19 protein-coding genes and 2 tRNA genes are annotated in these 22033 nt (G+C 65.1%); 8 read left to right on the forward strand and 13 right to left on the reverse strand.

Translation table 11 applies throughout. The annotated features are described in order from the left end of the window. Positions 1 to 67: 67 nt before the first annotated feature. Entirely contained in the window at positions 68 to 3493 is a 3426-nt protein-coding gene (locus AYJ57_RS02440; protein WP_066100702.1) for an indolepyruvate ferredoxin oxidoreductase family protein, read from the reverse strand. A 166-nt stretch (positions 3494 to 3659) separates the two neighbouring features. On the opposite strand from AYJ57_RS02440, the gene AYJ57_RS02445 reads away from it, so the two are divergent. The 5 genes from AYJ57_RS02445 (at position 3660) to AYJ57_RS02465 (ending at position 9622) form a co-directional block, all read left to right on the forward strand. Beyond that, the gene (locus AYJ57_RS02445) at positions 3660 to 4565 is read left to right on the forward strand and encodes a LysR family transcriptional regulator (protein ID WP_066100705.1); all 906 of its coding nucleotides are present in this window, start codon (positions 3660 to 3662) and stop codon (positions 4563 to 4565) included. A gap of 260 nt (positions 4566 to 4825) precedes the next feature. Then, entirely contained in the window at positions 4826 to 5701 is an 876-nt protein-coding gene (locus AYJ57_RS02450) for a class I SAM-dependent methyltransferase (protein ID WP_066100708.1), read from the forward strand. 64 nt (positions 5702 to 5765) lie between these two features. Beyond that, a complete protein-coding gene (gene purL / locus AYJ57_RS02455) occupies positions 5766 to 7925 on the forward strand; it encodes a phosphoribosylformylglycinamidine synthase subunit PurL (protein WP_066100710.1) in 2160 nt (719 codons plus the stop codon). 291 nt (positions 7926 to 8216) lie between these two features. Further along, positions 8217 to 9074, forward strand: coding sequence for a LysR family transcriptional regulator (locus AYJ57_RS02460; RefSeq protein WP_066100712.1), 858 nt, complete (start codon positions 8217 to 8219; stop codon positions 9072 to 9074). A 158-nt stretch (positions 9075 to 9232) separates the two neighbouring features. Next, a complete protein-coding gene (locus AYJ57_RS02465) occupies positions 9233 to 9622 on the forward strand; it encodes a hypothetical protein (protein ID WP_066100715.1) in 390 nt (129 codons plus the stop codon). A gap of 113 nt (positions 9623 to 9735) precedes the next feature. On the opposite strand, the gene AYJ57_RS02470 is transcribed toward AYJ57_RS02465, so the two are convergent. Genes AYJ57_RS02470 through AYJ57_RS02480 form a run of 3 tightly spaced genes read right to left on the reverse strand, consistent with a single transcriptional unit; the run spans position 9736 to position 13152 of the window. Next, positions 9736 to 11208 (reverse strand): carboxypeptidase M32, encoded by a 1473-nt coding sequence (locus tag AYJ57_RS02470; protein ID WP_066100718.1) that lies wholly within the window; start codon positions 11206 to 11208, stop codon positions 9736 to 9738. Position 11209: 1 nt separating this feature from the next. Then, positions 11210 to 12352, reverse strand: coding sequence for a heme A synthase (gene ctaA, locus AYJ57_RS02475; RefSeq protein WP_066106552.1), 1143 nt, complete (start codon positions 12350 to 12352; stop codon positions 11210 to 11212). Positions 12353 to 12408: 56 nt separating this feature from the next. Then, the gene (locus AYJ57_RS02480; RefSeq protein WP_066100721.1) at positions 12409 to 13152 is read right to left on the reverse strand and encodes an RNA methyltransferase; all 744 of its coding nucleotides are present in this window, start codon (positions 13150 to 13152) and stop codon (positions 12409 to 12411) included. Between the two features lie 155 nt (positions 13153 to 13307). Here AYJ57_RS02480 and AYJ57_RS02485 point away from each other — a divergent pair, with 155 nt between their 5' ends. Both AYJ57_RS02485 and AYJ57_RS02490 read left to right on the forward strand, forming a co-directional pair. After that, entirely contained in the window at positions 13308 to 13832 is a 525-nt protein-coding gene (locus tag AYJ57_RS02485; RefSeq protein ID WP_066100724.1) for a GNAT family N-acetyltransferase, read from the forward strand. Between the two features lie 213 nt (positions 13833 to 14045). Continuing rightward, positions 14046 to 14666 carry a thiamine phosphate synthase gene (locus AYJ57_RS02490; protein ID WP_066100727.1) on the forward strand — a complete coding sequence of 207 codons (621 nt, stop codon included), beginning with the start codon at positions 14046 to 14048 and terminating at the stop codon, positions 14664 to 14666. Positions 14667 to 14696: 30 nt separating this feature from the next. Here AYJ57_RS02490 and AYJ57_RS02495 read toward each other — a convergent pair whose 3' ends face one another. The 3 genes from AYJ57_RS02495 to AYJ57_RS02505 all read right to left on the reverse strand — a co-directional run bounded on the left by AYJ57_RS02495 (position 14697) and on the right by AYJ57_RS02505 (position 16590). Continuing rightward, the gene (locus tag AYJ57_RS02495) at positions 14697 to 15521 is read right to left on the reverse strand and encodes a lysophospholipid acyltransferase family protein (protein WP_066100730.1); all 825 of its coding nucleotides are present in this window, start codon (positions 15519 to 15521) and stop codon (positions 14697 to 14699) included. Next, positions 15518 to 16276: a GNAT family N-acetyltransferase gene (locus tag AYJ57_RS02500; protein ID WP_066100733.1), complete on the reverse strand. Its 759-nt coding sequence runs from the start codon at positions 16274 to 16276 to the stop codon at positions 15518 to 15520. The genes AYJ57_RS02495 and AYJ57_RS02500 overlap by 4 nt, the downstream gene beginning before the upstream one ends. Positions 16277 to 16407: 131 nt before the next feature. After that, positions 16408 to 16590, reverse strand: coding sequence for a DUF3553 domain-containing protein (locus tag AYJ57_RS02505; protein WP_066100736.1), 183 nt, complete (start codon positions 16588 to 16590; stop codon positions 16408 to 16410). 26 nt (positions 16591 to 16616) lie between these two features. Here AYJ57_RS02505 and AYJ57_RS02510 point away from each other — a divergent pair, with 26 nt between their 5' ends. Beyond that, complete coding sequence (locus tag AYJ57_RS02510) at positions 16617 to 17222, forward strand: histidine phosphotransferase family protein (protein ID WP_066100739.1); 606 nt, start codon at positions 16617 to 16619, stop codon at positions 17220 to 17222. A gap of 26 nt (positions 17223 to 17248) precedes the next feature. On the opposite strand, the gene AYJ57_RS02515 is transcribed toward AYJ57_RS02510, so the two are convergent. From AYJ57_RS02515 to AYJ57_RS02540, 6 genes are all read right to left on the reverse strand, one after another. Beyond that, positions 17249 to 18514 carry a glutamate-5-semialdehyde dehydrogenase gene (locus tag AYJ57_RS02515; RefSeq protein ID WP_066100743.1) on the reverse strand — a complete coding sequence of 422 codons (1266 nt, stop codon included), beginning with the start codon at positions 18512 to 18514 and terminating at the stop codon, positions 17249 to 17251. 222 nt (positions 18515 to 18736) lie between these two features. Continuing rightward, the gene (gene proB / locus AYJ57_RS02520) at positions 18737 to 19843 is read right to left on the reverse strand and encodes a glutamate 5-kinase (RefSeq protein WP_066100746.1); all 1107 of its coding nucleotides are present in this window, start codon (positions 19841 to 19843) and stop codon (positions 18737 to 18739) included. Continuing rightward, positions 19831 to 20862 carry a GTPase ObgE gene (gene obgE, locus AYJ57_RS02525; RefSeq protein WP_066100749.1) on the reverse strand — a complete coding sequence of 344 codons (1032 nt, stop codon included), beginning with the start codon at positions 20860 to 20862 and terminating at the stop codon, positions 19831 to 19833. The genes proB and obgE overlap by 13 nt, the downstream gene beginning before the upstream one ends. A gap of 256 nt (positions 20863 to 21118) precedes the next feature. Further along, positions 21119 to 21195: transfer RNA gene (locus AYJ57_RS02530), tRNA-Asp, on the reverse strand. A gap of 33 nt (positions 21196 to 21228) precedes the next feature. Next, positions 21229 to 21305: transfer RNA gene (locus tag AYJ57_RS02535), tRNA-Asp, on the reverse strand. A 217-nt stretch (positions 21306 to 21522) separates the two neighbouring features. Continuing rightward, the gene (locus tag AYJ57_RS02540) at positions 21523 to 21837 is read right to left on the reverse strand and encodes a hypothetical protein (protein ID WP_157373922.1); all 315 of its coding nucleotides are present in this window, start codon (positions 21835 to 21837) and stop codon (positions 21523 to 21525) included. Positions 21838 to 22033: the final 196 nt, after the last annotated feature.

Consider the following 22033-nt stretch of genomic DNA (forward strand, 5'->3'; position numbering starts at 1 on the left):
ACGGGGGCTCCGGGATATTTTTGCCAAGAGGAAGAGGGACGCTCGGCGAAAGCGTCCCTCCCTTGGTTTACTCGGCGGCCCTGGCCAGCGGCGCGCCGCCGGCGCGAATGGCGGCGAGCAATTCCTCGCGGCGTTTGGCGGCCTCGCGCTCGTTCGCCTCTTTCACCGGGCCGTAGCCGCGGATTTTCAGCGGCAGTTCGGCCAGCGCCACCACAGCGTCGAGCGTCTCGGGCGTGACCTTTGGCAACACTTCGGCCATATCGGCCTCATATTGCGCGATGAGAGCACGCTCCATCCGGCGCTCTGCGGTGCGGCCAAAGGGATCGAGCGCCGTGCCGCGCAGCCACTTCAGCCTAGCCAGCAGGCCGAAGGTTTTCAGCATCGTCTCGCCATATGTCTTCTTGACCGGACGACCATCCGAACCCTCTTTCGAGAGCATCGGCGGTGCGAGGTGGAAGCTCATCTCAAAGCCCGGCTCAAAGGTCTCTTCAGCCTTTTTGCGGGTCTCCAGATGCAGGCGGGCCACCTCGTATTCATCCTTATAGGCGAGCAGCTTGTGATAGCCTTTGGCCAATGCCTCGCGCAGCCGCGGCTCGGTGACGGGCTCGAGCATGGCGCGGTATTTCTTCGCCAGCCGCTTGTTCTGATACTGCGTCAGGTGATCGGCGCGGAAGGCGATCTTCTCGTCGAGAGATTTGGGCTTTTCCACCACCGTCGCTTTCGGCGAGACCAGCCCGGCCGCCTCGGCCGGGTGGAGCACCGCCCAGCGTCCGATCTCGAAGGCGCGCAGGTTGCGCTCCACTGCGGCGCCATTGAGGCGGATGGCCTCTTCGATGGCCTCATGCGGCAGCGGCAAGAGCCCCTGCTGCCAGGCCGCGCCGAGGATCATCATGTTCGAGAAGATCGAGTCGCCCATGGTGACCCGCGCCAGTTCGGTGGCGTCGAAGATCGCCAGCCGGTCCTGCATCCGCGCCTCGAGCGCCACGCGCAGTTGATCGAAAGGCAGCGTGAACTCGGTATCGCGGGTGAACTCGCCGGTGATGATCTCATGCCCGTTGACCACCGCACCGGTGCGGCCACGCTTGGTGAGGCCGAGGGTCTTGGCCCCGGCGCTGACCACCAGATCGCCGCCGATGAGCGCATCGGCCTCGCCGGTCGCCACGCGCACCGCCGAGATGTCTTCGGGCCGGTTCGCCAGCCGCAGGTGGATGTGCACCGCGCCGCCCTTCTGAGCGAGGCCTGCCATCTCCATCATGCCCGCGCCCATACCGGCGATCTGCGCCGCCTGTGCCAGCACCGCGCCCACGGTCACCACCCCGGTGCCACCGACGCCGGTGATCACCACGTTGTGGGTCTTGTCGATGCTGGGCAGGTTCGGCTGCGGCAGATGCGGCAGGTCGAGGTCCGTCGTCTCGCCCTTGCGCATCTTCGCGCCCTTGAGCGTCACGAAGGACGGGCAGAAGCCGCGCAGACAGGAATAATCCTTGTTGCAGCTCGACTGGTCGATGGCGCGCTTGCGGCCAAGCTCGGTCTCGGCGGGGACGATGGAGACACAGTTCGACTGCACCCCGCAATCGCCACAGCCCTCGCAGACGTCCGTGTTGATGAACACCCGCTTGTCCGGGTCCGGGAAGGCGCCCTTCTTGCGGCGGCGGCGCTTTTCGGCGGCGCAGGTCTGGATGTAGAGGATAATCGATACGCCGCCGATCTGCTCGAAGCGCTTCTGCACGGCCATCATGTCGGCCCGCTCGAAGGTTTCGATGCCCGCCGGGAAGAGATCGAAATCGACGTCTTCCTTCTCGTCATAGACCACCGCCAGATGCTCGACGCCCATGGCTTTAAGCTCGCGCGCGATGCGGTCGGCGGTAAGCCCGCCTTCGTTGGGCTGGCCGCCGGTCATCGCCACCGCGTCATTGTAGAGCAGCTTGTAGGTGATGTTGGTGCCCGCGGCGAGGGCCGCGCGGATGGCCAGCGAGCCGGAGTGGTTGTAGGTGCCATCGCCGAGGTTCTGGAACACATGGCTGCGCTTCGAGAAGGGCGCCTCGCCGACCCAGTTCACGCCTTCTCCGCCCATATGGGTGAAGCCGGTGGTCTCGCGGTCCATCCACTGCACCATATAGTGGCAGCCGATGCCCGCGTAGGCGCGCGAACCTTCCGGCAGACGCGTCGAGGTGTTGTGCGGGCAGCCCGAGCAGAAATACGGCAGACGCGCCGCCAGATCGGGGGCATTGTCGGCCTTGCACGCCGCGTCGAGCGCGGAAAGACCGGCCTTGATGCCGTCGGTGCCGCGGCCTTCCTCGATGAAGATCTCGCCAAGCTTCTGCGCGATCCAAACCGGATCGAGCGCGCCGCGGGTCGGGAAGAGCTCTTCGCGGTGCATGCCGCCTGCCCCGCCCTTGTACCAGCCATAGACCCGGCGGCCGCGGCGGTCGTCAAAGATCGCCTCCTTGACCTGCACCTCGATCAGCTTGCGCTTCTCCTCGACGATGATGATCAGATCGAGCCCCTCGGCCCAATCGTGGAAGCCCTTCATGTCGAGCGGGAAGGTCTGGCCGATCTTATAGGTGGTGAGACCCAGCCGCTCGGCCTCTGCCTCGTCGATATTCAGCAGCGACATGGCGTGCTGCAGGTCGAGCCAGTTCTTGCCCGCCGCCACAAGGCCGATCTTGGCGCCGGGTTTGCCCCAGACGCGCTTGTCCATCTTGTTGGCGTGGGAAAACTCTTCGGCGGCGAAGCGCTTGAAGTCGATCATCCGCGTTTCTTGCAGATGCGGCGTGTCGCCGAGGCGGATGTTCAGCCCGCCGTCGGGCATGGCGAACTCGGGCACCACCAGCGACATGCGGTCCCAGCGGCCATCGACCACGGCGGTCGCCTCGACCGTGTCCTTCATGGTCTTGAGCCCGCACCAGACGCCGGCAAAGCGCGAGAGCGCAAAGCCGTAGACGCCGTAATCCAGCACTTCCTGCACACCGGCGGGCGAGACCACGGGCATATAGGCATCCACCAGCGCCCATTCCGACTGATGCAGCACCGTCGAGCTTTCGCCGGTGTGATCGTCGCCCATGGCCATCAGCACGCCGCCGTGTTGCGAGGTGCCCGCCATATTGGCGTGGCGCATCACGTCGCCCGAGCGGTCGACGCCGGGACCCTTGCCGTACCAGAGGCCGAAGACCCCGTCGTACTTGCCCTCGCCCCTCAGTTCCGCCTGTTGCGAGCCCCATAGCGCCGTGGCCGCGAGGTCTTCGTTCAGGCCTTCCTGAAAGACGATGTCATTCTCGGTCAGCAGTTTGCCAGCGCGCTTCATCTGGATGTCGACGGCGCCCAGCGGCGAGCCGCGGTAGCCCGTCACATAGCCGGCCGTGTTCAAACCGGCGGCGCGATCGCGCTCTTTTTGCATCAGCATCAGGCGAACCAACGCCTGCGTGCCATTCAAAAGGACCGGACTCTTGCTTAAATCGAACCTGTCCTGCAGGGAAATTGCTTGCTTGCTCATGCGCGCCTCCCTTCGCTCATTGTGCTTGCAGCTGTCGTTCTATGATAGGTCACACATGCTGACCCGGATAGGGAAATTTTCGTTATTTTCCCACAGTCGGCTAAGATGTGTTTCCGTTTATCGTTCCTGTCGTATACAGGGCGCCAAAGTTGAATAAGATGCCGCCATGGATTGGGATAAGCTCAGGATCTTTCACGCTGTCGCAGATGCGGGCAGCCTGACTCATGCGGGAGATGCGCTGCATCTGTCGCAATCCGCGGTCTCGCGGCAGATTCGTGCGCTGGAGGAGGCGCTCGATACCACCCTTTTCCACCGTCATGCCCGTGGCCTGATTCTCACCGAACAGGGTGAGCTGCTGTTTGATGCCACCGCCTCGATGGTGAAGCGGATCGACAGCGCCACCGCGCGCATTCGCGACAGCGAAGAGGAAGTGTTCGGCGAACTCAAGGTCACCACGACCCATGGCTTCGGTGTGCTCTGGCTGGCCCCGCGCCTGACCAAGCTCTACGAGAAGTACCCCGATCTGAAGATCGACCTGATGCTCGAAGAGCGGGTGCTTGACCTGCCCATGCGCGAAGCCGACGTGGCGATCCGCATGAAAGAGCCGAGTCAGGCCGACCTGATCCGCAAGCGCCTGATGTCGATCCGCATGCGCATGTATGCGTCCCCAGCTTATCTGGAGCAGAACGGTCTGCCCGAGTCGCTCGAGGATCTCTCGGCGCATCGGCTGATCTGCCAGAATCCGAACTCGGCGCAGGTGCTGTCGGGCAAGGCGCTGGTGCAGAAGCTGCTCACCTATGACATCCGCACGGGTCTCACGGTGAACAACTACTTCGGTGTGCTGCAGGCGGTGATCGCCAATCTCGGCATTGGCGTGCTGCCCGACTACATCATAGAGGATTTCCCGCATGTGGTGCGGGTTCTGCCTGATGTGGAGTCCAACGAGGTGCCGGTGTTCCTCGCCTACCCCGAAGAATTGCGTCATTCCAAGCGCGTAACCGCGTTCCGCGACTTCGTGCAGGATGAGATCTTCGCGCATCGGCGGCAGCTGAAAGCGATGGGCGCCGACTGAATTTGCTCAAAAATCAGGCGCCATGCAAACAATGCATGGCAGCAATGACGTTGAGCAGCGATTTCGGCCCTTGATCGACTCAATACTGATCACATATTCAGCACACGAAGCTTGAAGCGCCCTAGCGCGCGTCATCTTCAACCTCCCTGTTGGACTTCGGCCGAGCTTTGTGCTCGGCCTTTTTTTTGCGGAATCGCCAGAGGTTGCTTTGGCGGGGCCACGCGCTGCGGTACCCTTGGCCCTTGAACAGGGAGGGTGGCATGGCAGCAAATGAGGTCTCCGCCGGGAGCGTTTCACCGGGCAACGCGGCACAGCAGGCATTCTGGACCGAGGGGCCCGGCCTCACGTGGGTCGCCATGCGCGACGAGCTTGATACGCTGCATTCGCATATCTCGGAACTGGTGCTTTCGGCGGCGGCGGCCCAGCCCGGGGAGACGGCCCTTGATCTGGGCTGCGGCGCAGGGGCGACGACGCTGGCGCTGGCCGAGGCCGTGGCGCCCGAAGGACATGTCACCGGCATCGACGTCTCCACCTCTTTGCTCGAAGTCGCCCGCGCCCGCGCCGAGGCGCTGGGGGGCATCCGGCCCGACTTCATTCATGCGGATGCGCAGGTCTGGCGGCCCGAGACGCAGGCAGACCTCTGCCTCTCGCGCATGGGGGTGATGTTCTTTGACGATCCGGGCGCCGCCTTCGCCAATATCCTGCACTTTCTGCGCCCCGGCGGGCGGCTCGCCTTCATCTGCTGGCGCGCGAGCGACGAAAACCCGTGGTTCGATCTGCCGATGAAAGCCGCCGTTGCGCATCTTGGTCCGCCCGAGGCCGGCGATCCCGATGCCCCCGGCCCCATGGCCTTCCGCGATCCCGAGCGGGTGCGGCGCATCCTTTTGGGGGCCGGGTTCGAACGGATCACCATAGAGACGGTCGAGGCGGTGCTGCGCCTGCCTCAAGGTGCCAAAGCCTCTGATCTGGCCACGCGCATTGGCCCCGCCGTGCGCCATATGCGCGACAAGGGCGCCAGCGCGGCGCAGGCCGAAGCGATCCGCGCAGAGATAGAGATCGCCTTTGCCGCGCTGACAGCCAACGGCAGCGCCACAATCCCCGCAAGAATGAACCTTGTGACCGCTTCGAGGCCTTGACCCCTCTTCCCCCTTTGCCGCCCTTGCCTTAAAGAGCGCCTCAACCACGCTAAGGGGAGTCAGGATGCAGGAACCGTCCATCACCGAAGAGCTCATTGCCGCCCACGGGATCAGTCCCGACGAATACGAGCGGATCCTGCAGATCATCGGCCGCGAGCCGACGTTCACAGAGCTGGGGATCTTCTCGGCCATGTGGAACGAGCACTGCTCCTACAAGAGCTCGAAGATCCACCTGCGCAAGCTGCCGACCAAAGGCCCGCAGGTCATCTGCGGTCCGGGCGAGAACGCGGGCGTTGTCGACATTGGCGACGGTCAGGCGGTCATCTTCAAGATGGAAAGCCACAACCACCCCTCCTACATCGAGCCCTATCAGGGCGCGGCGACGGGCGTGGGCGGCATCCTGCGCGACGTCTTCACCATGGGCGCGCGCCCCGTCGCAGCGATGAACGCGCTGTCCTTCGGTGAAAAGGACCACCATAAGACCCGCCAGCTGGTGCACGGCGTGGTCGAAGGCGTGGGCGGCTACGGCAACTGCTTCGGCGTTCCGACGGTGGGCGGCGAAGTGCGCTTCCACCCGGCTTACAACGGCAACTGCCTTGTGAACGCTTTCGCGGCGGGCCTCGCCGACACCGACAAGATCTTCTACTCCGCCGCATCCGGCGTTGGCCGCCCGGTGGTCTACCTTGGCGCCAAGACCGGCCGTGACGGCGTTGGCGGCGCGACCATGGCCTCGGCGGAATTCGACGAGACCATCGAGGAAAAGCGCCCCACCGTTCAGGTTGGCGATCCGTTCACCGAAAAGCGCCTGATGGAAGCCACGCTGGAGCTGATGCAGACCGGCGCGGTGATCTCGATTCAGGACATGGGCGCGGCAGGCCTGACCTGCTCGGCTGTGGAAATGGGCGACAAGGGCAACCTTGGCGTGCGCCTCGACCTCGAAAAGGTGCCGGTGCGCGAGAAACACATGACCGCCTACGAGATGATGCTCTCGGAAAGCCAAGAGCGCATGCTCATGGTGCTCGACCCGACGAAAGAGGCCGAGGCCAAGGCCGTCTTCGACAAATGGGACCTCGACTTTGCCATCGTCGGCGAGACCATCGCCGAGGACCGCTTCCTCATCGTGCTCAACGGTGACGTGAAGGCCGACCTGCCGCTCAAGGCGCTCTCGGGCACCGCGCCCGAATACGACCGCCCGTGGGTTCCGACCCCCGCCGCCGAGCCGCTGGCCGATGTGCCGGGCGTCGATCCGATCGACGGGCTGAAGGCGCTGGTCTCTTCGCCGAACTACTGCTCGCGCGAATGGGTCTACGAGCAATACGACAGTCAGGTGATGGCCGACACCGTGCGTATCCCCGGCTTCGGCGCTGGCGTGATCCGCGTGCATGGCACCGACAAGAAGCTGGCCTTCACCTCGGACGTGACGCCGCGCTACGTGCGCGCCAACCCGGTCGAGGGTGGCAAGCAGGCAGTAGCCGAAGCGTACCGCAACCTTGTCGCCGTGGGCGCCCGCCCGCTCGCCACCACCGACAACATGAACTTCGGAAACCCCGAGAAGCCCGAGATCATGGGGCAGTTCGTGGGCGCCATCGACGGTATCGGCGCGGCCTGCCTTGCGCTCGACACGCCCATCGTTTCGGGCAACGTCTCGCTTTATAACGAGACCGACGGCGAGCCGATCCTGCCGACGCCCACCATTGGCGCTGTGGGCCTGATCGCCGCTGGCGAAGAGCCGATCCTCGGTTACGCCCGCGAAGGTCATGTGGCGCTGCTGGTCGGCGAGACCGCTGGCCATCTTGGCCAGTCGGCCCTGCTGGCCGAGGTGTTCAACCGCGAAGACGGCGACGCCCCGGCGGTCGACCTCGAGGCAGAGCGCCGCAACGGCGAGTTCATCCTCGCCAACCGCGACCTGATCCGCAGCTGCACCGACCTTGCAGACGGCGGTCTGGCGATGGCGGCCTTCGAGATGGCCGAAGCCTCGGGCGTGGGTGTGCAGCTTGATGCCGCCGACACGCCGACGCTCTTTGGCGAAGATCAGGGCCGCTACCTGATCGCCTGCAACTTCGACAGCGCCGAAGCCCTGATGACCGCCGCCTCGCAGGCAGGCGTGACCCTCAGCAGCGTTGGCAAGTTCACCGGCGACACGGTGCGCTTCGGCTCCAGCGAAGCGCCGCTTTCCGAGCTTGCCGCCGCCTACCGTGGCAGCTTTGGCGAGTATTTCGGCTGAGCCAACCGGCCCTGCTGCAGTAACGCCACCGCAGCAACGAACATCGGGCAGATGCCCTCAGAAATCGCCGTATCCTTCCGGGGTGCGGCGATTTTTTCTTCTTCCGTTACAGTATCCTGACACAAATCAGCGCCCCTGATCCCTAGAGCTGGCCTTGCTTGACCTAAGGTCGAGACCTAGATTGTCCCGAAGTTACCACCGGTGAGGGCGAAGACCTGATCGGTTGCAACTTAAGACATGTACCGCGCCGGCACGACACGACGCCCAAAAAATTCGAGTACACCCACGACCATGAATAATTGGGACGACCTTCGTTTCCTCGTCGCGCTTTCAAAGACCGGCACAATGACCGCCGCGGCGAAACTTCTGGGAACCAACACCGCCACCGTCTCGCGCAGGATCGAACGCCTGTCGGAAACGCTGGGTGTGCCCGCCTTCGTCAAAACCGCAGACGGCTGGCGTCCGTCAGAAGCGGTGCGCGAGCTTATCGACGTCGCTCTGAATTTCGATGGGCAATTGAAGGCGACGCTCAACAGTCAAGCCTCGGGCCTCGACGGAGAGATCGTCCCCCTCACATTGGGTGCCTCGCCGATCATCAGCACCCTGATGCTATTCCCGGGGCTGGATCCGGACACCAATCCCCTGCCCGGCGTGCAACTCAACATCACCGACCGGCTCGATCGTGAAGGTCTGGGGCAGAATGATCTGGTGGTGCAGTTCGGACGTCCCGATCAGGGCCGCATCGTTGCGCGCAAGGCGGGCGATCTCAGCTTCCGCCCCTACCGCTTTCGCGACGCCGATCCAAATGGCGATTGGATCAGCCTGAACCACGCGCCGAGCCGCTCTTGTATCCTGCGCAGCGCGCATGACCTTTTTGGCAAAGAGCCGAAGATCCGGGTCGATCACTTCATGGCGCTCTATACGCTGATGCAGGCCACCGGGCTGGCCGGTCCCCTGCCTGATCTGCTAGCCAAGCGCTCGCCGGACCTGGTGCCGGTCTGCGCCTCTGCCGCGCCGGTGACGCTGGATTGCTGGCTGTTCTACCATGAAAGCCGCCGCTCCGACCCCGGTATGCGCCGCGCCGTGGACTGGGTGATCCGCTGCTTCGAGAACTCTGGCGCGACGACGACACAGGCAGAAGACGCGTAGCGCTGCCGCTAAACGCGAACTGATAAAAACGCCGCAACCATCGGTTTACGCAAGGTCAAGTTTGATCATTTCTGTCTTGGATTTGACACAGCATGCTGTAACACTGCTTCTTGTGTAAAGTTCCGCGAGGTCACTCTCCGGACGTAACGAGCAAACGAATGGTCAGACTCATACCCACATTGCAATGCGCCCTGCGTGTCGCCCTCGCCCTTACCCTCGGCGATGCGGTGGCAAAGGAGATTTTTACGGCCGATCCTACCCTCATCGGCGCACTCTCCGTGCAGATACCGGGCCTTGCGACTTCTCTCTTGTGCGCACTTCTGGCGTCGATCGCCATCTGGCTGATCCTCGGCATTGGTGTGCGCGCCGTAGCTCTGATCGGGCTGGGCCTCTATTCCTTCCATGCATTTTTCGCACCGGGACTGGAGCCGTTCGATCTCACCACACTCTACAGCTGCGGCTTGGTCGCGCTGCTGGCGGTACCGCTTGTTCTCTTCGGCGGCGGACGGTTCAGCATAGCCCATCCCATTGCGTCTGACGCGAATTAGGCTCGAAGCACATCACTCACGAACACACACACACCTAAAGCGGCCCCTCGGGGCCGCTCTTTTCTTGTCCTGACGGAAAGCACAGGGCGACTTACAGAGCCGCTCCGCCGGACTCACAGCCCGTAAAGCGCGCCGAATTTCTCTTCGAGATACTCCAGCAGCGGCGCCTCGCTGGGGGCAAAGCCGCAGGCCTTCTCGATGACCTCGCGCGGGGCGTAGAGACCGCCGTGGCGCTGCACATTCTCGCGCAGCCAGCCGGTCGCCGCCGACAGATCACCCGCCTGCATCTGCGCGTCGAGATCGGGCACCGCCGTGCGCAGCGCCTTGTGCAGACAGCCCGCGTAGACATTGCCAAGGCTGTAGGTCGGGAAATAGCCGAAGAGGCCCGCCGACCAATGCACATCCTGCAGCACCCCGTCCGAGGCTTTGTCGACGGCAAAGCCGAAGTCCGCCTTGAAGCGCTCGTTCCACGCGTCTTCCAGATCGTCCACCGCCAGATCGCCAGAAATCAGCGCCCGCTCCAGATCGAAGCGCAGAAGCACATGCAGGTTGTACTGCACCTCGTCGCTTTCGGTGCGAATGTAGTTGTTCTGCACCCGGTTGGCGGCCTTGTAGAACTCTTCCGCGCTCAGCCCGATGTCGCCAAAGACCTCGGTGACCTGACCGTGCAGCCAGTGGGTGAAGGCCGCCGAACGGCCCATCTGGTTCTCGTAGATGCGGCTCTGGCTTTCGTGCACGCCCATCGAGACGCCCTCGCCCAGCGGGGTGAAGCGATAGTCCGGCGCGATCGCCTGCTCATAGGCCGCATGGCCGGTCTCGTGGATGATCGAGTAGATGCAGTTGAACGGGTCGAGCGCATTGGTGCGCGTGGTGATCCGCACGTCGTCGCCGCTGCCCGAGCTGAACGGATGCACCGCCTTGTCGACGCGGCCCCGGCTCATGTCATACCCGAAGGTCTCGGCCAGCTTGCGCGACAGTGCCATCTGCGCGGCATCGTCATAGGTGCCCGACAGCGCCTTCGGCGCGGGCCGCTCGAGGATCGCCTGCCGCAGCGCCACGAGGCGCGGACGCAGCGCGCCGAACATATCCGAAAGCTGCTGCGCCGTGGCGCCGGGCTCGTAATCATCAAGCAGCGCGTCATAGACATCGCCGCCATCCGCCAGCGCCGCGCCCTCTTCGCGCTTCAGCGCCACCACGTCGCGCAGCACAGGGGCGAAGGCGGCGAAATCATCATCCGCCCGCGCCTCGGCCCAGATGCGATGCGCCCGGCTGGTGAGCCGCGCCAGATCGGCGGCCAGCTTGCCCGGCACCCGCCCCGCGCGGGTGTAGCTGCGGGTGATGTGGCGCAGCTGCGCCTGCCCGACCTGATCAAGCTCTTCGGGGCGGATCACCGCCAGCCACTCGCCGACGCGCGGATCGGTGCGACGGGCGTGCAGCACGCCCTCCAGCGCCGCGATCTCTTCCGAGCGCTGGTCCGCCGCGCCATGCGGCATGGTCGTTTCCTGGTCCCAGCCGAGCCGGCCAGCGACCTGCGCCAGCGCCCCGGTGTCGCGCTGGAACGCCATCAGATCATCGAATGCGGACATTTCAGCGGGTCTCCCGGATGGATTGGGTCTTGGGGAATTGCGCGCCGAAGCGGGCGCGCAGGATCAGCACCCAGAGCACCACAGCGCCCAACTGGTGGGTGATCGCGATATGCCACGGTGCGACGTAGAGGACCGTGGTGATACCCAGCACCAGTTGCACACAGAGCATCGCCATCACCGCGTTGAAGCGGAAGCGCGTGTCGGCATTGGCGGACTTGCGGCCTTTCAGCCATGTGACGATGCCGAAGATGAACAGCAGATAGCCCGCCATCCGGTGCATGAACTGCACCAGCCCCGGATCCTCGAAAAAGTTGCGCCAGAGCGGCACCAGATCGAAGGGCTGCGGCGGGAAGAAGCCGCCCGCCATCAGCGGCCAGTCGGTGTAGGACCGCCCGGCGTCGATTCCCGCCACCAGCGCGCCCAGCAGGATCTGCAGGAAGGCGAAATGCAGCATCCCCGTCGACATCGAAAAGAGCTTGGGCTCACGCAGACGCCGCGCCTGCATCAGATCGCGCTCCTCGCGCCCCAGCAGGAAGATGTCCCAAGCGATGAAGCCAAGGATGATGAAGGCCAGCCCCAGATGCGTCGCCAGCCGGTAGGAGGCGACCGCGATCATCTCTCCGACAAGGCCCGACGAGACCATCCACCAGCCCACGGCCCCCTGCAGCCCGCCGAGCGCGCCCAAAAGCAGCAGACGCCCGGTCCAGCCGGTGGGGATTTTACGCGCGATCAGGAAGCCAAAGAAACCAAGCGCCCAGACAAGGCCGATCACCCGGCCAAGCTGGCGGTGGCCCCATTCCCACCAGTAGATGCCCTTGAACTCCGAAAGGGTCATACCCTTGTTGAGCAGCTCATATTGCGGGATCTGCTGGTAGAGGATGAATTCCTCCTGCCATTCAGCCTCGTTCAGCGGCGGGATGGCGCCATGCAGCGGCTTCCACTCGGTGATCGACAAGCCGCTGTCGGTGAGCCGGGTCAGCCCGCCGACGCAGATCATCGCCACCACCAACGCAAAGATCAGCATCAGCCAGATGCGGATCGCGCCCCGGGCGCCGCCGCGCCCTTTGTCGATCATGCCGCCCGCCGGGGCAGCTTTCTGGGTCTCCGCCCCAACCTCTTCAAAGAGCTTGCGGTTTCCGGCCATGATCTTCTCCTTCATCCGTCGCGGCGACGATAGGCGGCGCCTGCCGCCCCATCAAGTCAGCCGCGTTCCTTCCAGCGCACCATCTGGCGCATCACCCCATGCAGGGTCTTCACGTCTTCGCGGGTCAGCGGCATGCGGCTCCAGAGGTTGCGCAGCGTCAGCTTCATGCTCTCGGCCTTATGGTCCGGGAAGAAGAACCCAGCCTCGCTCAGCCGCTCCTCGTAATGCTCGGCCAGCTTCTCGACCTCAATACCGGTGGCCCATTCGGCGCCCGCCATCTCGACCCGCTGCGCCTCGATCTGCGTCGAGGCCCGCTGCCATTCGTAAGCGCAGAGCAGCACGCATTGCGCAAGGTTGAGCGAGGGAAACTCGGGGTTCACCGGCACGTTGATCAGCGCATTGGCCACGGCAACATCGGAATTTTCCAGACCGGCACGCTCGGGGCCGAACATCACCGCCACCTTGCCGCCCTGCGCGATGCGCTCGGCGGCTTCCTTCATCGCCTGCTCGGGCGAATAGACCGGCTTGGTGAGCCCACGCATCCGCGCCGTGGTGGCGAACACCAGATCGCAATCCTCGACCGCCTGCGCCGTGGTCTCGACCAGTTGCGCCTCGTCCAGCAGCCGCCCCGCGCCCGAGGCCATGGCCACCGCCGAAGGGTTCGGCCAGCCATCGCGCGGGCTGACCAGACGCATCCGGTCCAGACCAAAGTTCCACATGGCGCGCGACGCCGCGCCGATATTCTCGCCCATCTGCGGCCGCACCAGCACAAACGCCGGCTGCCTCGTCTCGCTTGGCATGACAAACTCCGTAAATTCCGCTCCCGCATAGTCCTGCCTGCCGCCAAGAGCAAGAAAGCCGCACATCACGGCTCCGATTTGTCGCGGGGCACGCCGCGCTTGCCCTGCGCCCTGCACCCTGCCACGCAGGCCCGGAAAGCCACAGACGAGACCCCATGCCGCTCAGAGACGCCACCCTCACCGATGCCTCCAGCCTTGCCGCCCTGTCGGTCGAAGTCTGGCTCGGCACCTACATCCGCCACGGGGTGAGCGCGCGCTTTGCCGATTACGCATTGGACACATTCACCCGCGCCAATTTCGAGCGCTGGCTGCAAAGCCCGACCGAGCGCTTCATCGTCTCGCAGAACCGCGACGGGATCGATGGCTTCCTGCGCCTTTCGACCTGCGCCCCCGGCCCGCTGCCCGGCTGCGGCAGCTGCGAGATCGCCACGCTCTACGTGCAGCCGCGCCACCATGGCCGCGGCATCGGCGGCGCGCTGCTGCAGGCGGGCCTGCGCATGGCGCACGATCAGGGCGCCGCATCGGTCTGGCTCACCACCAATTCCGAAAACGCCCCCGCCATCGCCTTTTACCACCGCATGGGCTTTCAGCACATCGGCGAGACCCACTTCCGCATCGACGGCGAAGCCTACCCCAACCACGTCTTCGTGCATCCCCCGAGCCAACCACCCGCCGCCTGACCCCCATCTTCCTCTTGGCAAAAATATCCCCGCCGGAGGCATCCCACGGCTCAGCCGGGCGCGCACCCCGGCAGAAGCGCCCGCACAATCGCCCCGCGGGCCGAAGTTTCGCTGGACTTTGTCCGCGCGCTGCCGCCGAAATGACGCTGCCCCCTTTTCTTGCCCCCTAAAGCCGCGATATAGGGGCGCAATTCGCAAGTCAGGAGCCGCGCCATGGCCGAAGCAGACCAGCCTCAGCTCTATCTCGTCACCCCGCCCGAGTTCGATCTCTCGAGCTTCCCCGACCAGCTCGCCTCGGTGCTCGAGGCCGAGGAGTTCGCCTGCATCCGCCTGTCGCTCGCCACGCGCGACGAGGACCGGCTGCAGCGCGCCGCCGATGCGGTGCGCGAGGTGGCGCATCGCTTCGACATCGCGCTGGTGATCGACACCCATGTGGTGCTCGCACAGCGGCTGGGGCTCGACGGGGTGCATCTCACCGACGGCTCGCGCTCGGTGCGCGCCGCGCGCAAGGAATTGGGCGCGGACGCCATCGTCGGCGCGTTCTGCGGCAGCTCGCGCCATGACGGCATGAACGCGGGCGAAGCCGGGGCCGATTACGTCTCCTTCGGCCCGCTCAGCGGCACAGCGCTCGGCGACGGCACGCTGGCCGATTTCGAGGTCTTCGAATGGTGGTCGCAGATGATCGAACTGCCGGTGGTGGCCGAGGGCGGGCTGACGCCCGAGCTGGTCGCCAAACTGGCACCGGTCACCGACTTCTTCTCGATCGGTGAAGAGATCTGGAACGCCGAAGACCCGGTTGCCGCGCTGCGTGAGCTGACCGCCGCAATACGCTGATATTACAGCGCATTCACGCCCTTCTTAACGTTACTCAGCAAAGGGATGCGCGGCCCGCAGCCGCGCTTCTGCCGCGCGCGCCAGCGGCTTTCGCCCGGCGAAATCAGACGCCTTGAGCGGCGCGTGATAGATCACCTCGACCCGGCCCTGACGGCGCGCGCCCAAGACCCGCAGAAGATGCGGCGCCAGCGCCATATCCCCCCACCATCCGTAGAACGCAGGCGCCATTTCCGGCGGCGCATGATAGACCACGGTCACCGGCTGCAGCTGCAGATCCGCCTTCACACCTTCCGACAGGAATGCCTCGAAAAGCGTTGTTTTAAATGGCAAAACACGCAGTCCGTCTGTCGAGGTTCCCTCGGGAAAGAATAGCAGCCGATCGCCCGCAGCAAGCCGCGTCTCGATCACGCCGCTCTGCGCCGCCGCCTCGCGCCGGTCACGCCGGATGAACACCGTGCCGGTGAGTTTGGCCAAAAGCCCGATGCCCGGCCAGCCCGCCACCTCGGCCTTCGAGACGAAAAGCACATTGCGCCGCGCGTTGAGCACGAAGATGTCGAGCCATGACGAATGATTGGCAACATAGGCCCCGCGCCCGCCCATCCGCGGCCCGCGCACCTCATGCCGCAGCCTGAGGATCAGCAGCACCAAGCGGCAGGTCAGCTGCGTGACAAACGGCGACCAGATGCGCCGCCCGCCGCACAGCAGCCGCTCGCCGACCAGAACCAAAAGCTTGGCCACGATCCCCACCAGCAGCGCCGCGCCGACCAGCACAGCGCGCAGCCCCGCGCGCAGATAGTCGGCCCAGCCCAGCGGGATCACCGGCGGCTCCGCTCCGCGCCAAGTCGGATCGCTCACCGGCGGGCCCGCGTGTAGCGCGAGGCCGCCTGCGCGTTGAGCCGCTCGGTATCCATCACCAGACAGACATCGGTGGTGTTGAAAGCATGATCGACAAAGGCCCCCTCGCCGACCGTCCCGCCAAGCCGCAGATAGCCTTTGATCAGCGCCGGCGTTTCGACCATAGCGCGGCGGCGGTCAATCTCGGCCTCGGGCAGCAGGTCCATCCGCTGAAACACCCGGCTGCGCACGCGCAGGTCTTCGGGCGCCAGATGCCGCTCGTGCAGCAGCGAAAGCGGATGCGCCAGCGCCTGCACATCGGTGCCATGGAACGACGCGGTGCCAAAGAGAATCTCGATCCCATGCTCGGCCACATAGCCCGCCAACGCCTGCCACATCAGCATCACGCCCGGCCCGCCCCGATACTCGGGATGCAGGCACGAGCGCCCCAACTCCAGCAGCCGCCGGCCAGAGGCGCGCAGCAGCGCCAGATCATATTCATCCTCGGAATAGAACTGCCCGGCCGCCTTGGCCTGATCGTCGCGCAGCAGACGGTAGACGCCCACCACCTCGCCCCCCCGCCGTGCGTCGCTGAGCAGAAGATGATCGAAGAAGGGATCGAACCGGTCGCGCTCCAGCCGCCGCGCGTGATCCACCATCTCGCCGCCGCCGCCAAGTTCCGAGACAAAGACCTCGTAGCGCAGGCGCTGCGCCGCCTCGATCTCGTCTTGCGTGCGCGCCAGCCGCACCGTCAAATTCCTGTCGTCCAGCGCCATGGCCGTCCTCTTTCGCTTGTCGCGGTTCTAATGCGACAAACCACAAAGGAAAACAGTTTTCCCGATGCGGAGGGCCTGCGGCAAAATTCGGAAATGTTGGTTAACCATTCGTAAACGACTGCGCTCTAAGCCTAGGCGTCAAACACCGGCAGGAGGGTCACCCGCTCACCATCGAGCACGACCTTGCCCTGCTCCCTGAAATTGACAGTGATACGGCCCCCGATATTGGATTGCACCTGCCCTATTCCCCAATCCGGTTGGTCGGGATGCTGGACCAGCATCCCCGGCTCGAGAAACGCGTTGAGGTCACTCATGTATGTCCCCTTTCGTCGAGGCTTGAATGGAAGATCGTAACGCCAAACTCGCGACGCTGGTAGCCTCGCGCCTCTGCCATGATCTGGTCAGCCCGGTCGGCGCCATCGCCAATGGGCTCGAGCTTCTGGCGCTGTCGGGCGATATGATGGACCGCCCCGAGCTTGCGCTGATAAACGACAGTTGCAACGCCGCCCGCGCGCGGATCAACCTGTTTCGCCTCGCCTTTGGCAATGCCGAGGGCGAGCAGATGATCGGCCCTTCCGAGGCGGCCCGGCTGCTGCGCGATTATTGCGCGGGCGGGCGGCTCACCCCCGACTGGCGGCGGATCAGCGATGCGCCGCGCCCCGAGGTGCAACTGGCGATGCTGGCGTTTCTGTGCTGCGAAAGCGCGCTGCCGCTCGGTGGTCAGATCGAGATCGCCGAACATGAGGGCGGATGGCGGATCACCGGCACCGGCCCGCGCATCGGCCATGACCCGGCGCTCTGGGCTTTGCTCGGGGCACCCGGCGCGCTGCCCGGCGTGTCCGGCGCGCAGGTGCATTTCCCGATGCTGGCCGCGCTCGCCGCACGCAGCGGCCGCCGGATAGAGGTGACCGCGGGCGATGCTGCGGTCACGCTCGATCTTGTCTGAGCGCAAAGCGCCCGGGGTCGCCCGGATCAGCTGCGCACCGCGCCCTCCGAGCGCACCACATATTTGAAGCTGGTCAGCTGCTCGGCCCCCACCGGACCGCGCGCGTGCATCTTGCCGGTGGCGATGCCGATCTCGGCGCCCATGCCAAACTCGCCGCCATCGGCGAACTGGGTCGAGGAATTGACCATGACGATGGCGCTGTCGACCCGCTGGATGAACGTCTCGATCGCCGCCTCGTCCTGCGACAGGATGCAATCGGTGTGCTGCGAGCCATAGCGGCGGATATGTGCGATGGCGTCCTCCTCGTCGGCCACGAGCTTGGCGGCGACGATCTTGTCGAGATACTCGCGCCCCCAGTCCTCTTCGGTGGCCGGGACCACGCCGTCGATCTGCTGCAGACCGCTGTCGCCGCGCACCTCGACCCCCGCATCGAGCAGCGCCCGAATGACGCCCTGCCCAACGGTGTCCATCGCCTCGCGGTGGATCAGCAGGCATTCGGCGGCGCCGCAGATTCCGGTGCGCCGGGTCTTGGCGTTGAGCACGACCTTCAGCGCAGTGACCGGATCGGCGGATTTGTCGATATAGATGTGCACGATGCCCTCGAGATGGGCAAAGACCGGCACCCGCGCCTCGCGCTGCACCAGCCCGACGAGCCCCTTGCCGCCGCGCGGCACGATGACATCGACGTAGTCGGTCATGGTCAGCAGTTGCTGCACCGCCGCGCGGTCGCGCGTCGGCACAAGCTGGATGGCATCCTCGGGCAGGCCCGCCTTGCGCAGCCCGTCCACGAGGCACTCATGGATCGCGCCGGAGCTGTGGAAGCTTTCGGAGCCGCCGCGCAGGATCACCGCATTGCCTGCCTTGAGGCAGAGCGCCCCGGCGTCGGCGGTTACATTGGGGCGGGATTCGTAGATCACGCCAATGACGCCGAGCGGCGTGCGCACGCGCTTGATGTGCAGCCCGCTGGGCTGATCCCACTCGGTGATCACCTTACCGACCGGATCCTCCTGCGCCGCAATCGCGCGCAGACCGGTGACGATGCCCTGAAGCCGCTCTTCGGTCAGCTTCAGACGGTCCATCATCGCGTCCGACAGACCCTTCTCGCGACCGAACGCCATGTCCTTGTCGTTGGCGGCGAGGATCTCGGCGCGGCGCGCCCAGACCGCATCCGCGGCGGCCTCGAGCGCCTCTGTCTTGCGCTCTGGCGGGGTAAAGGCGAGCTCCGCGGCGGCGGCCTTGGCACGTTTGCCGAGGTCAGTCATGATCGCTTGGATATCGCTGAGGTCTTTCATCGCTCTTTACCCTTGGTGTTGGGGTTTGGAGCCCTCTTATAGCGCCGTGACCTTGGGGGATACAGTGCCGATTGCGCGCCCTTCCGGCCTATTGCGGGGTTGGCCAGCGCCGGGCCGTGCGTACTTTCAAAGAGAAGAAGCCCGAAGGTTTCCGCGTCCTTCTTCTCTTTTCTAAATACGCATTCCGAAGCGCGCCACGCGCACGAAGCCGGGCAGAGGCGCTCAGAGCGCCATATCGTCGCGGTGGATCAGCACGGCGCGGCCGGGATAGCCCAGCACCTGTTCGATCTCGGAACTGTGGTGGCCGATGATCGCCTGCGCCTCATCGGCGGTGTAGCGCGTCAGCCCCTGCCCCAGCGTGCGCCCTGCGCTATCGCGGATCATCACCGGATCGCCGCGGCCAAAGGCGCCCTCAGCGCGGGTGACCCCAACCGGCAGCAGCGATTTGCCATGCGCCAGCGCCTCGGCGGCGCCCTCGTCGAGGGTCAGCACGCCGCAGGGTTTCATCGACAGGATCCACGCTTTGCGCGCCGCATGCGGGTCGGTCTGCGGCGTGAACCATGTGGCGTTGGCGCCGCCCTCCAGCGCGCTGAGCGGGTGCAGCACCGAGCCTTCGGTGATCGCCATGGCGCAGCCCGCCGCGGTGGCGGTCTTGGCGGCCATGAGCTTGGTCTTCATCCCGCCCTTCGACAGGCCCGAACCGGCGTCGCCGGCCATCGCCTCGATCTCGGGGGTGATGTCGTGGATCACCTCGTAGCGCCGCGCCTTGGGGTCCTGCGCCGGGTTGGCGGTGTAAAAGCCGTCCACATCCGACAGAAGGATCAGCTGATCCGCGCCCACGGTGACCGCCACCTGCGCCGCCAGACGGTCGTTGTCGCCGTAGCGAATCTCATCCGTGGCGACGGTGTCATTTTCATTGACGATCGGCACGGTGCCGAAACCAAGCAGCGTTTCCATCGTCGCGCGGGAGTTGAGATAGCGCCGACGCGAGGCGGAATCCTCAAGCGTGACAAGCACTTGCGCGGTGATGAGCCCATGCGGCTCCAACGCTTCTTCCCATGCGCGGGCAAGGCGGATCTGCCCCGCAGCCGCGGCGGCCTGACTCTGTTCCAGCGGCAGCGCCACGGGCGGCAGTTTCAGGATGCCGCGCCCCAGCGCAATCGAGCCTGAGGAGACCAGCACCACATCGGTGCCGCGCGCCTTCACCCGCGCCACATCGGCGGCCATGGAGGCGAGCCAGTCGCGGCGCAGATCGCCGCTATGTTTGTCGACCAAAAGGGCCGAGCCGATCTTTACAACGAGGCGGCGCGCCTCGCTCAGGGTTGCCATTGGGTGTCTTCCTCGGGCGCTTCGCGCAGGCGGTTGTCGTCGATATGGGCGCGCAGGGCACGCAGCACTTCGGTCACGCCCTCACCGGCGGCGCCCGACATGAGCATCACCTTCGTGCCGCATTTCTCTTCGAGTTCTTCGCGCAGGAAGACGCGTTCTTCGTCGTCCAGCGCGTCGATCTTGTTGAGCACGGTGACGCGGGGCTTGTCGGCAAGCCCTTCGCCATAGGCTTCGATCTCGTTGATGATCGTCTGCCAGTCCTCGAGCAGCGTTCCCGAGGTGCCATCCACCAGATGCAGCAGCACGGCGCAGCGCTCGACATGGCCGAGGAAGAGATCGCCAAGGCCGCGGCCTTCGTGTGCGCCTTCGATCAGGCCGGGAATGTCGGCGACGACGAATTCCTTGCCGTCGACACCCACCACCCCGAGGTTCGGGTGCAGCGTGGTGAACGGGTAGTCGGCAATCTTCGGGCGCGCGTTCGAGGTCGCGGCGAGGAAGGTCGATTTGCCCGCGTTGGGCAGACCCAGCAGGCCGACGTCGGCGATGAGTTTCAGGCGCAGCCAGATGGTGCGCTCGATCCCCGGCTGGCCGGGGTTGGCGCGGCGTGGCGCCTGATTGGTCGAGGTCTTGAAGTGCAGGTTGCCCCAGCCGCCGTTGCCGCCCTTGGCCAGCAGCACGCGCTGACCCAGTTCGGTGAGATCGGCGATCACCGTCTCTTCGTCCTCGTCGAGGATCTCTGTCCCCACGGGGACACGCAGCACGATGTCGTCGCCATCGGCGCCGGTGCGCTGGCGGCCCATGCCCGGCACGCCGTTGCCAGCGAAGAAATGCTGCTGGTAGCGGAAGTCGATGAGCGTGTTGAGCCCGTCTACCGCCTCGGCCCAGACATCGCCGCCGCGACCGCCATCGCCGCCGTCGGGCCCACCGTATTCGATGTATTTCTCGCGCCGGAACGAGGTGCAGCCTTTGCCGCCCTGACCGGATCGGATGTAGACCTTGCAAAGATCGAGGAATTTCATGGTCGGACTTTCCGGCTGGGTGACGTAAGGGCGCATCGCATAGGGTTGCGGCGCGGTTTAGCGCGCTTCGGCGCGCGGCTCAAGTTGCGGGCCGGGCGCCATTGGGGGCGCTGCCCCCGCCGCGCGCTGCGCGGCTCCCCCGGGATATTTTTGTCTAGACGAAAGGCACGAGGCCCTTCCTCCGGAAAACCTACCCCCGAAAAGCAGAAACGCCGCGCGGCCCGAGGGCTGCGAGGCGTCTGCGTTCCGAAGAAAGTGGCGCGGTTGACGGGGCTCGAACCCGCGACCCCCGGCGTGACAGGCCGGTACTCTAACCATCTGAGCTACAACCGCGCTTTTCTGTCAGTCATCAATCCAAGGTAGCGGTGGCGCGGTTGACGGGGCTCGAACCCGCGACCCCCGGCGTGACAGGCCGGTACTCTAACCATCTGAGCTACAACCGCTCGCTACCGTCTGGACTGTGTCCTGAACGTGAGGGGGCTTTTAGGCGGGGTGGCGAATACCGTCAAGCGCTTTCCTAGGGGCAAATGCGGATTTTTCTTAGAGCGGCCAAATTTCTCTGCCGGGAGGGCGCAACTTCCCTAGCGGAACACCAATTTTAACGTGTTATCAATGGCTTTGCGCCCGCGCCCGTTTGCACCGTGCGCCCGCGCTGCCGGGTCACTGGGCCTTGGCGTCGCGGGCCATGCGCTCAATTTCCGCTGAAATCAGGATGATCCGGGACACCTGCCCGCCCTGCTCGCTGCGCGCGAGTTCATAGGCGGCATGCTCCAGCAACGAGGCAGAGAGTTGCAGCAGATCCGCGACCTCGGCACGCCCTTGAATCCGGTCGACCAGCGCAATCGCCGCGTCTCGAAGCTGCGCCTCCGGGCTGAGGCCCGCATCATGGCGGGGCGCGTGGTGCGCGCCGAGTCCATCGACCCTGCGCTCATCACGCGCGTCTTCGAATAGTTTTGTATCAACGGTGTTAATCATAACCATACATCCCCAACTCTCCGCGACGGCATATCGCCACGCCGAGCGGCGCAGTTCCCTGCGTCCTTTCCCACAAGTCCCCCGTGGAACACCCACGCTGGCACGGCGACGACCCTCGCAAGTCCAAACGGCGGCCCGCGTCAAATCATGCAGCGTTCCCCTTGCTGCTTGCAGCGGACTCGCGATCTTTCCGTCT

The organism is Salipiger sp. CCB-MM3, assembly GCF_001687105.1.
Classification (GTDB): Bacteria; Pseudomonadota; Alphaproteobacteria; order Rhodobacterales; family Rhodobacteraceae; genus Salipiger.

Coding starts and splice junctions, on each gene's coding strand:
- AYJ57_RS02500 (WP_066100733.1), bottom strand. CDS start 16,276: ATGGCGCTGGACGACAGGAATTTGACGGTGCGGCTGGCGCGCACGCAA.
- AYJ57_RS02465 (WP_066100715.1), top strand. CDS start 9,233: ATGGTCAGACTCATACCCACATTGCAATGCGCCCTGCGTGTCGCCCTC.
- AYJ57_RS02450 (WP_066100708.1), top strand. CDS start 4,826: ATGGCAGCAAATGAGGTCTCCGCCGGGAGCGTTTCACCGGGCAACGCG.
- AYJ57_RS02490 (WP_066100727.1), top strand. CDS start 14,046: ATGGCCGAAGCAGACCAGCCTCAGCTCTATCTCGTCACCCCGCCCGAG.
- obgE (WP_066100749.1), bottom strand. CDS start 20,862: ATGAAATTCCTCGATCTTTGCAAGGTCTACATCCGATCCGGTCAGGGC.
- AYJ57_RS02510 (WP_066100739.1), top strand. CDS start 16,617: ATGGAAGATCGTAACGCCAAACTCGCGACGCTGGTAGCCTCGCGCCTC.
- AYJ57_RS02460 (WP_066100712.1), top strand. CDS start 8,217: ATGAATAATTGGGACGACCTTCGTTTCCTCGTCGCGCTTTCAAAGACC.
- AYJ57_RS02470 (WP_066100718.1), bottom strand. CDS start 11,208: ATGTCCGCATTCGATGATCTGATGGCGTTCCAGCGCGACACCGGGGCG.
- AYJ57_RS02485 (WP_066100724.1), top strand. CDS start 13,308: ATGCCGCTCAGAGACGCCACCCTCACCGATGCCTCCAGCCTTGCCGCC.
- ctaA (WP_066106552.1), bottom strand. CDS start 12,352: ATGGCCGGAAACCGCAAGCTCTTTGAAGAGGTTGGGGCGGAGACCCAG.
- AYJ57_RS02515 (WP_066100743.1), bottom strand. CDS start 18,514: ATGAAAGACCTCAGCGATATCCAAGCGATCATGACTGACCTCGGCAAA.
- AYJ57_RS02440 (WP_066100702.1), bottom strand. CDS start 3,493: ATGAGCAAGCAAGCAATTTCCCTGCAGGACAGGTTCGATTTAAGCAAG.
- AYJ57_RS02445 (WP_066100705.1), top strand. CDS start 3,660: ATGGATTGGGATAAGCTCAGGATCTTTCACGCTGTCGCAGATGCGGGC.
- proB (WP_066100746.1), bottom strand. CDS start 19,843: ATGGCAACCCTGAGCGAGGCGCGCCGCCTCGTTGTAAAGATCGGCTCG.
- AYJ57_RS02505 (WP_066100736.1), bottom strand. CDS start 16,590: ATGAGTGACCTCAACGCGTTTCTCGAGCCGGGGATGCTGGTCCAGCAT.
- AYJ57_RS02480 (WP_066100721.1), bottom strand. CDS start 13,152: ATGCCAAGCGAGACGAGGCAGCCGGCGTTTGTGCTGGTGCGGCCGCAG.
- purL (WP_066100710.1), top strand. CDS start 5,766: ATGCAGGAACCGTCCATCACCGAAGAGCTCATTGCCGCCCACGGGATC.
- AYJ57_RS02540 (WP_157373922.1), bottom strand. CDS start 21,837: ATGATTAACACCGTTGATACAAAACTATTCGAAGACGCGCGTGATGAG.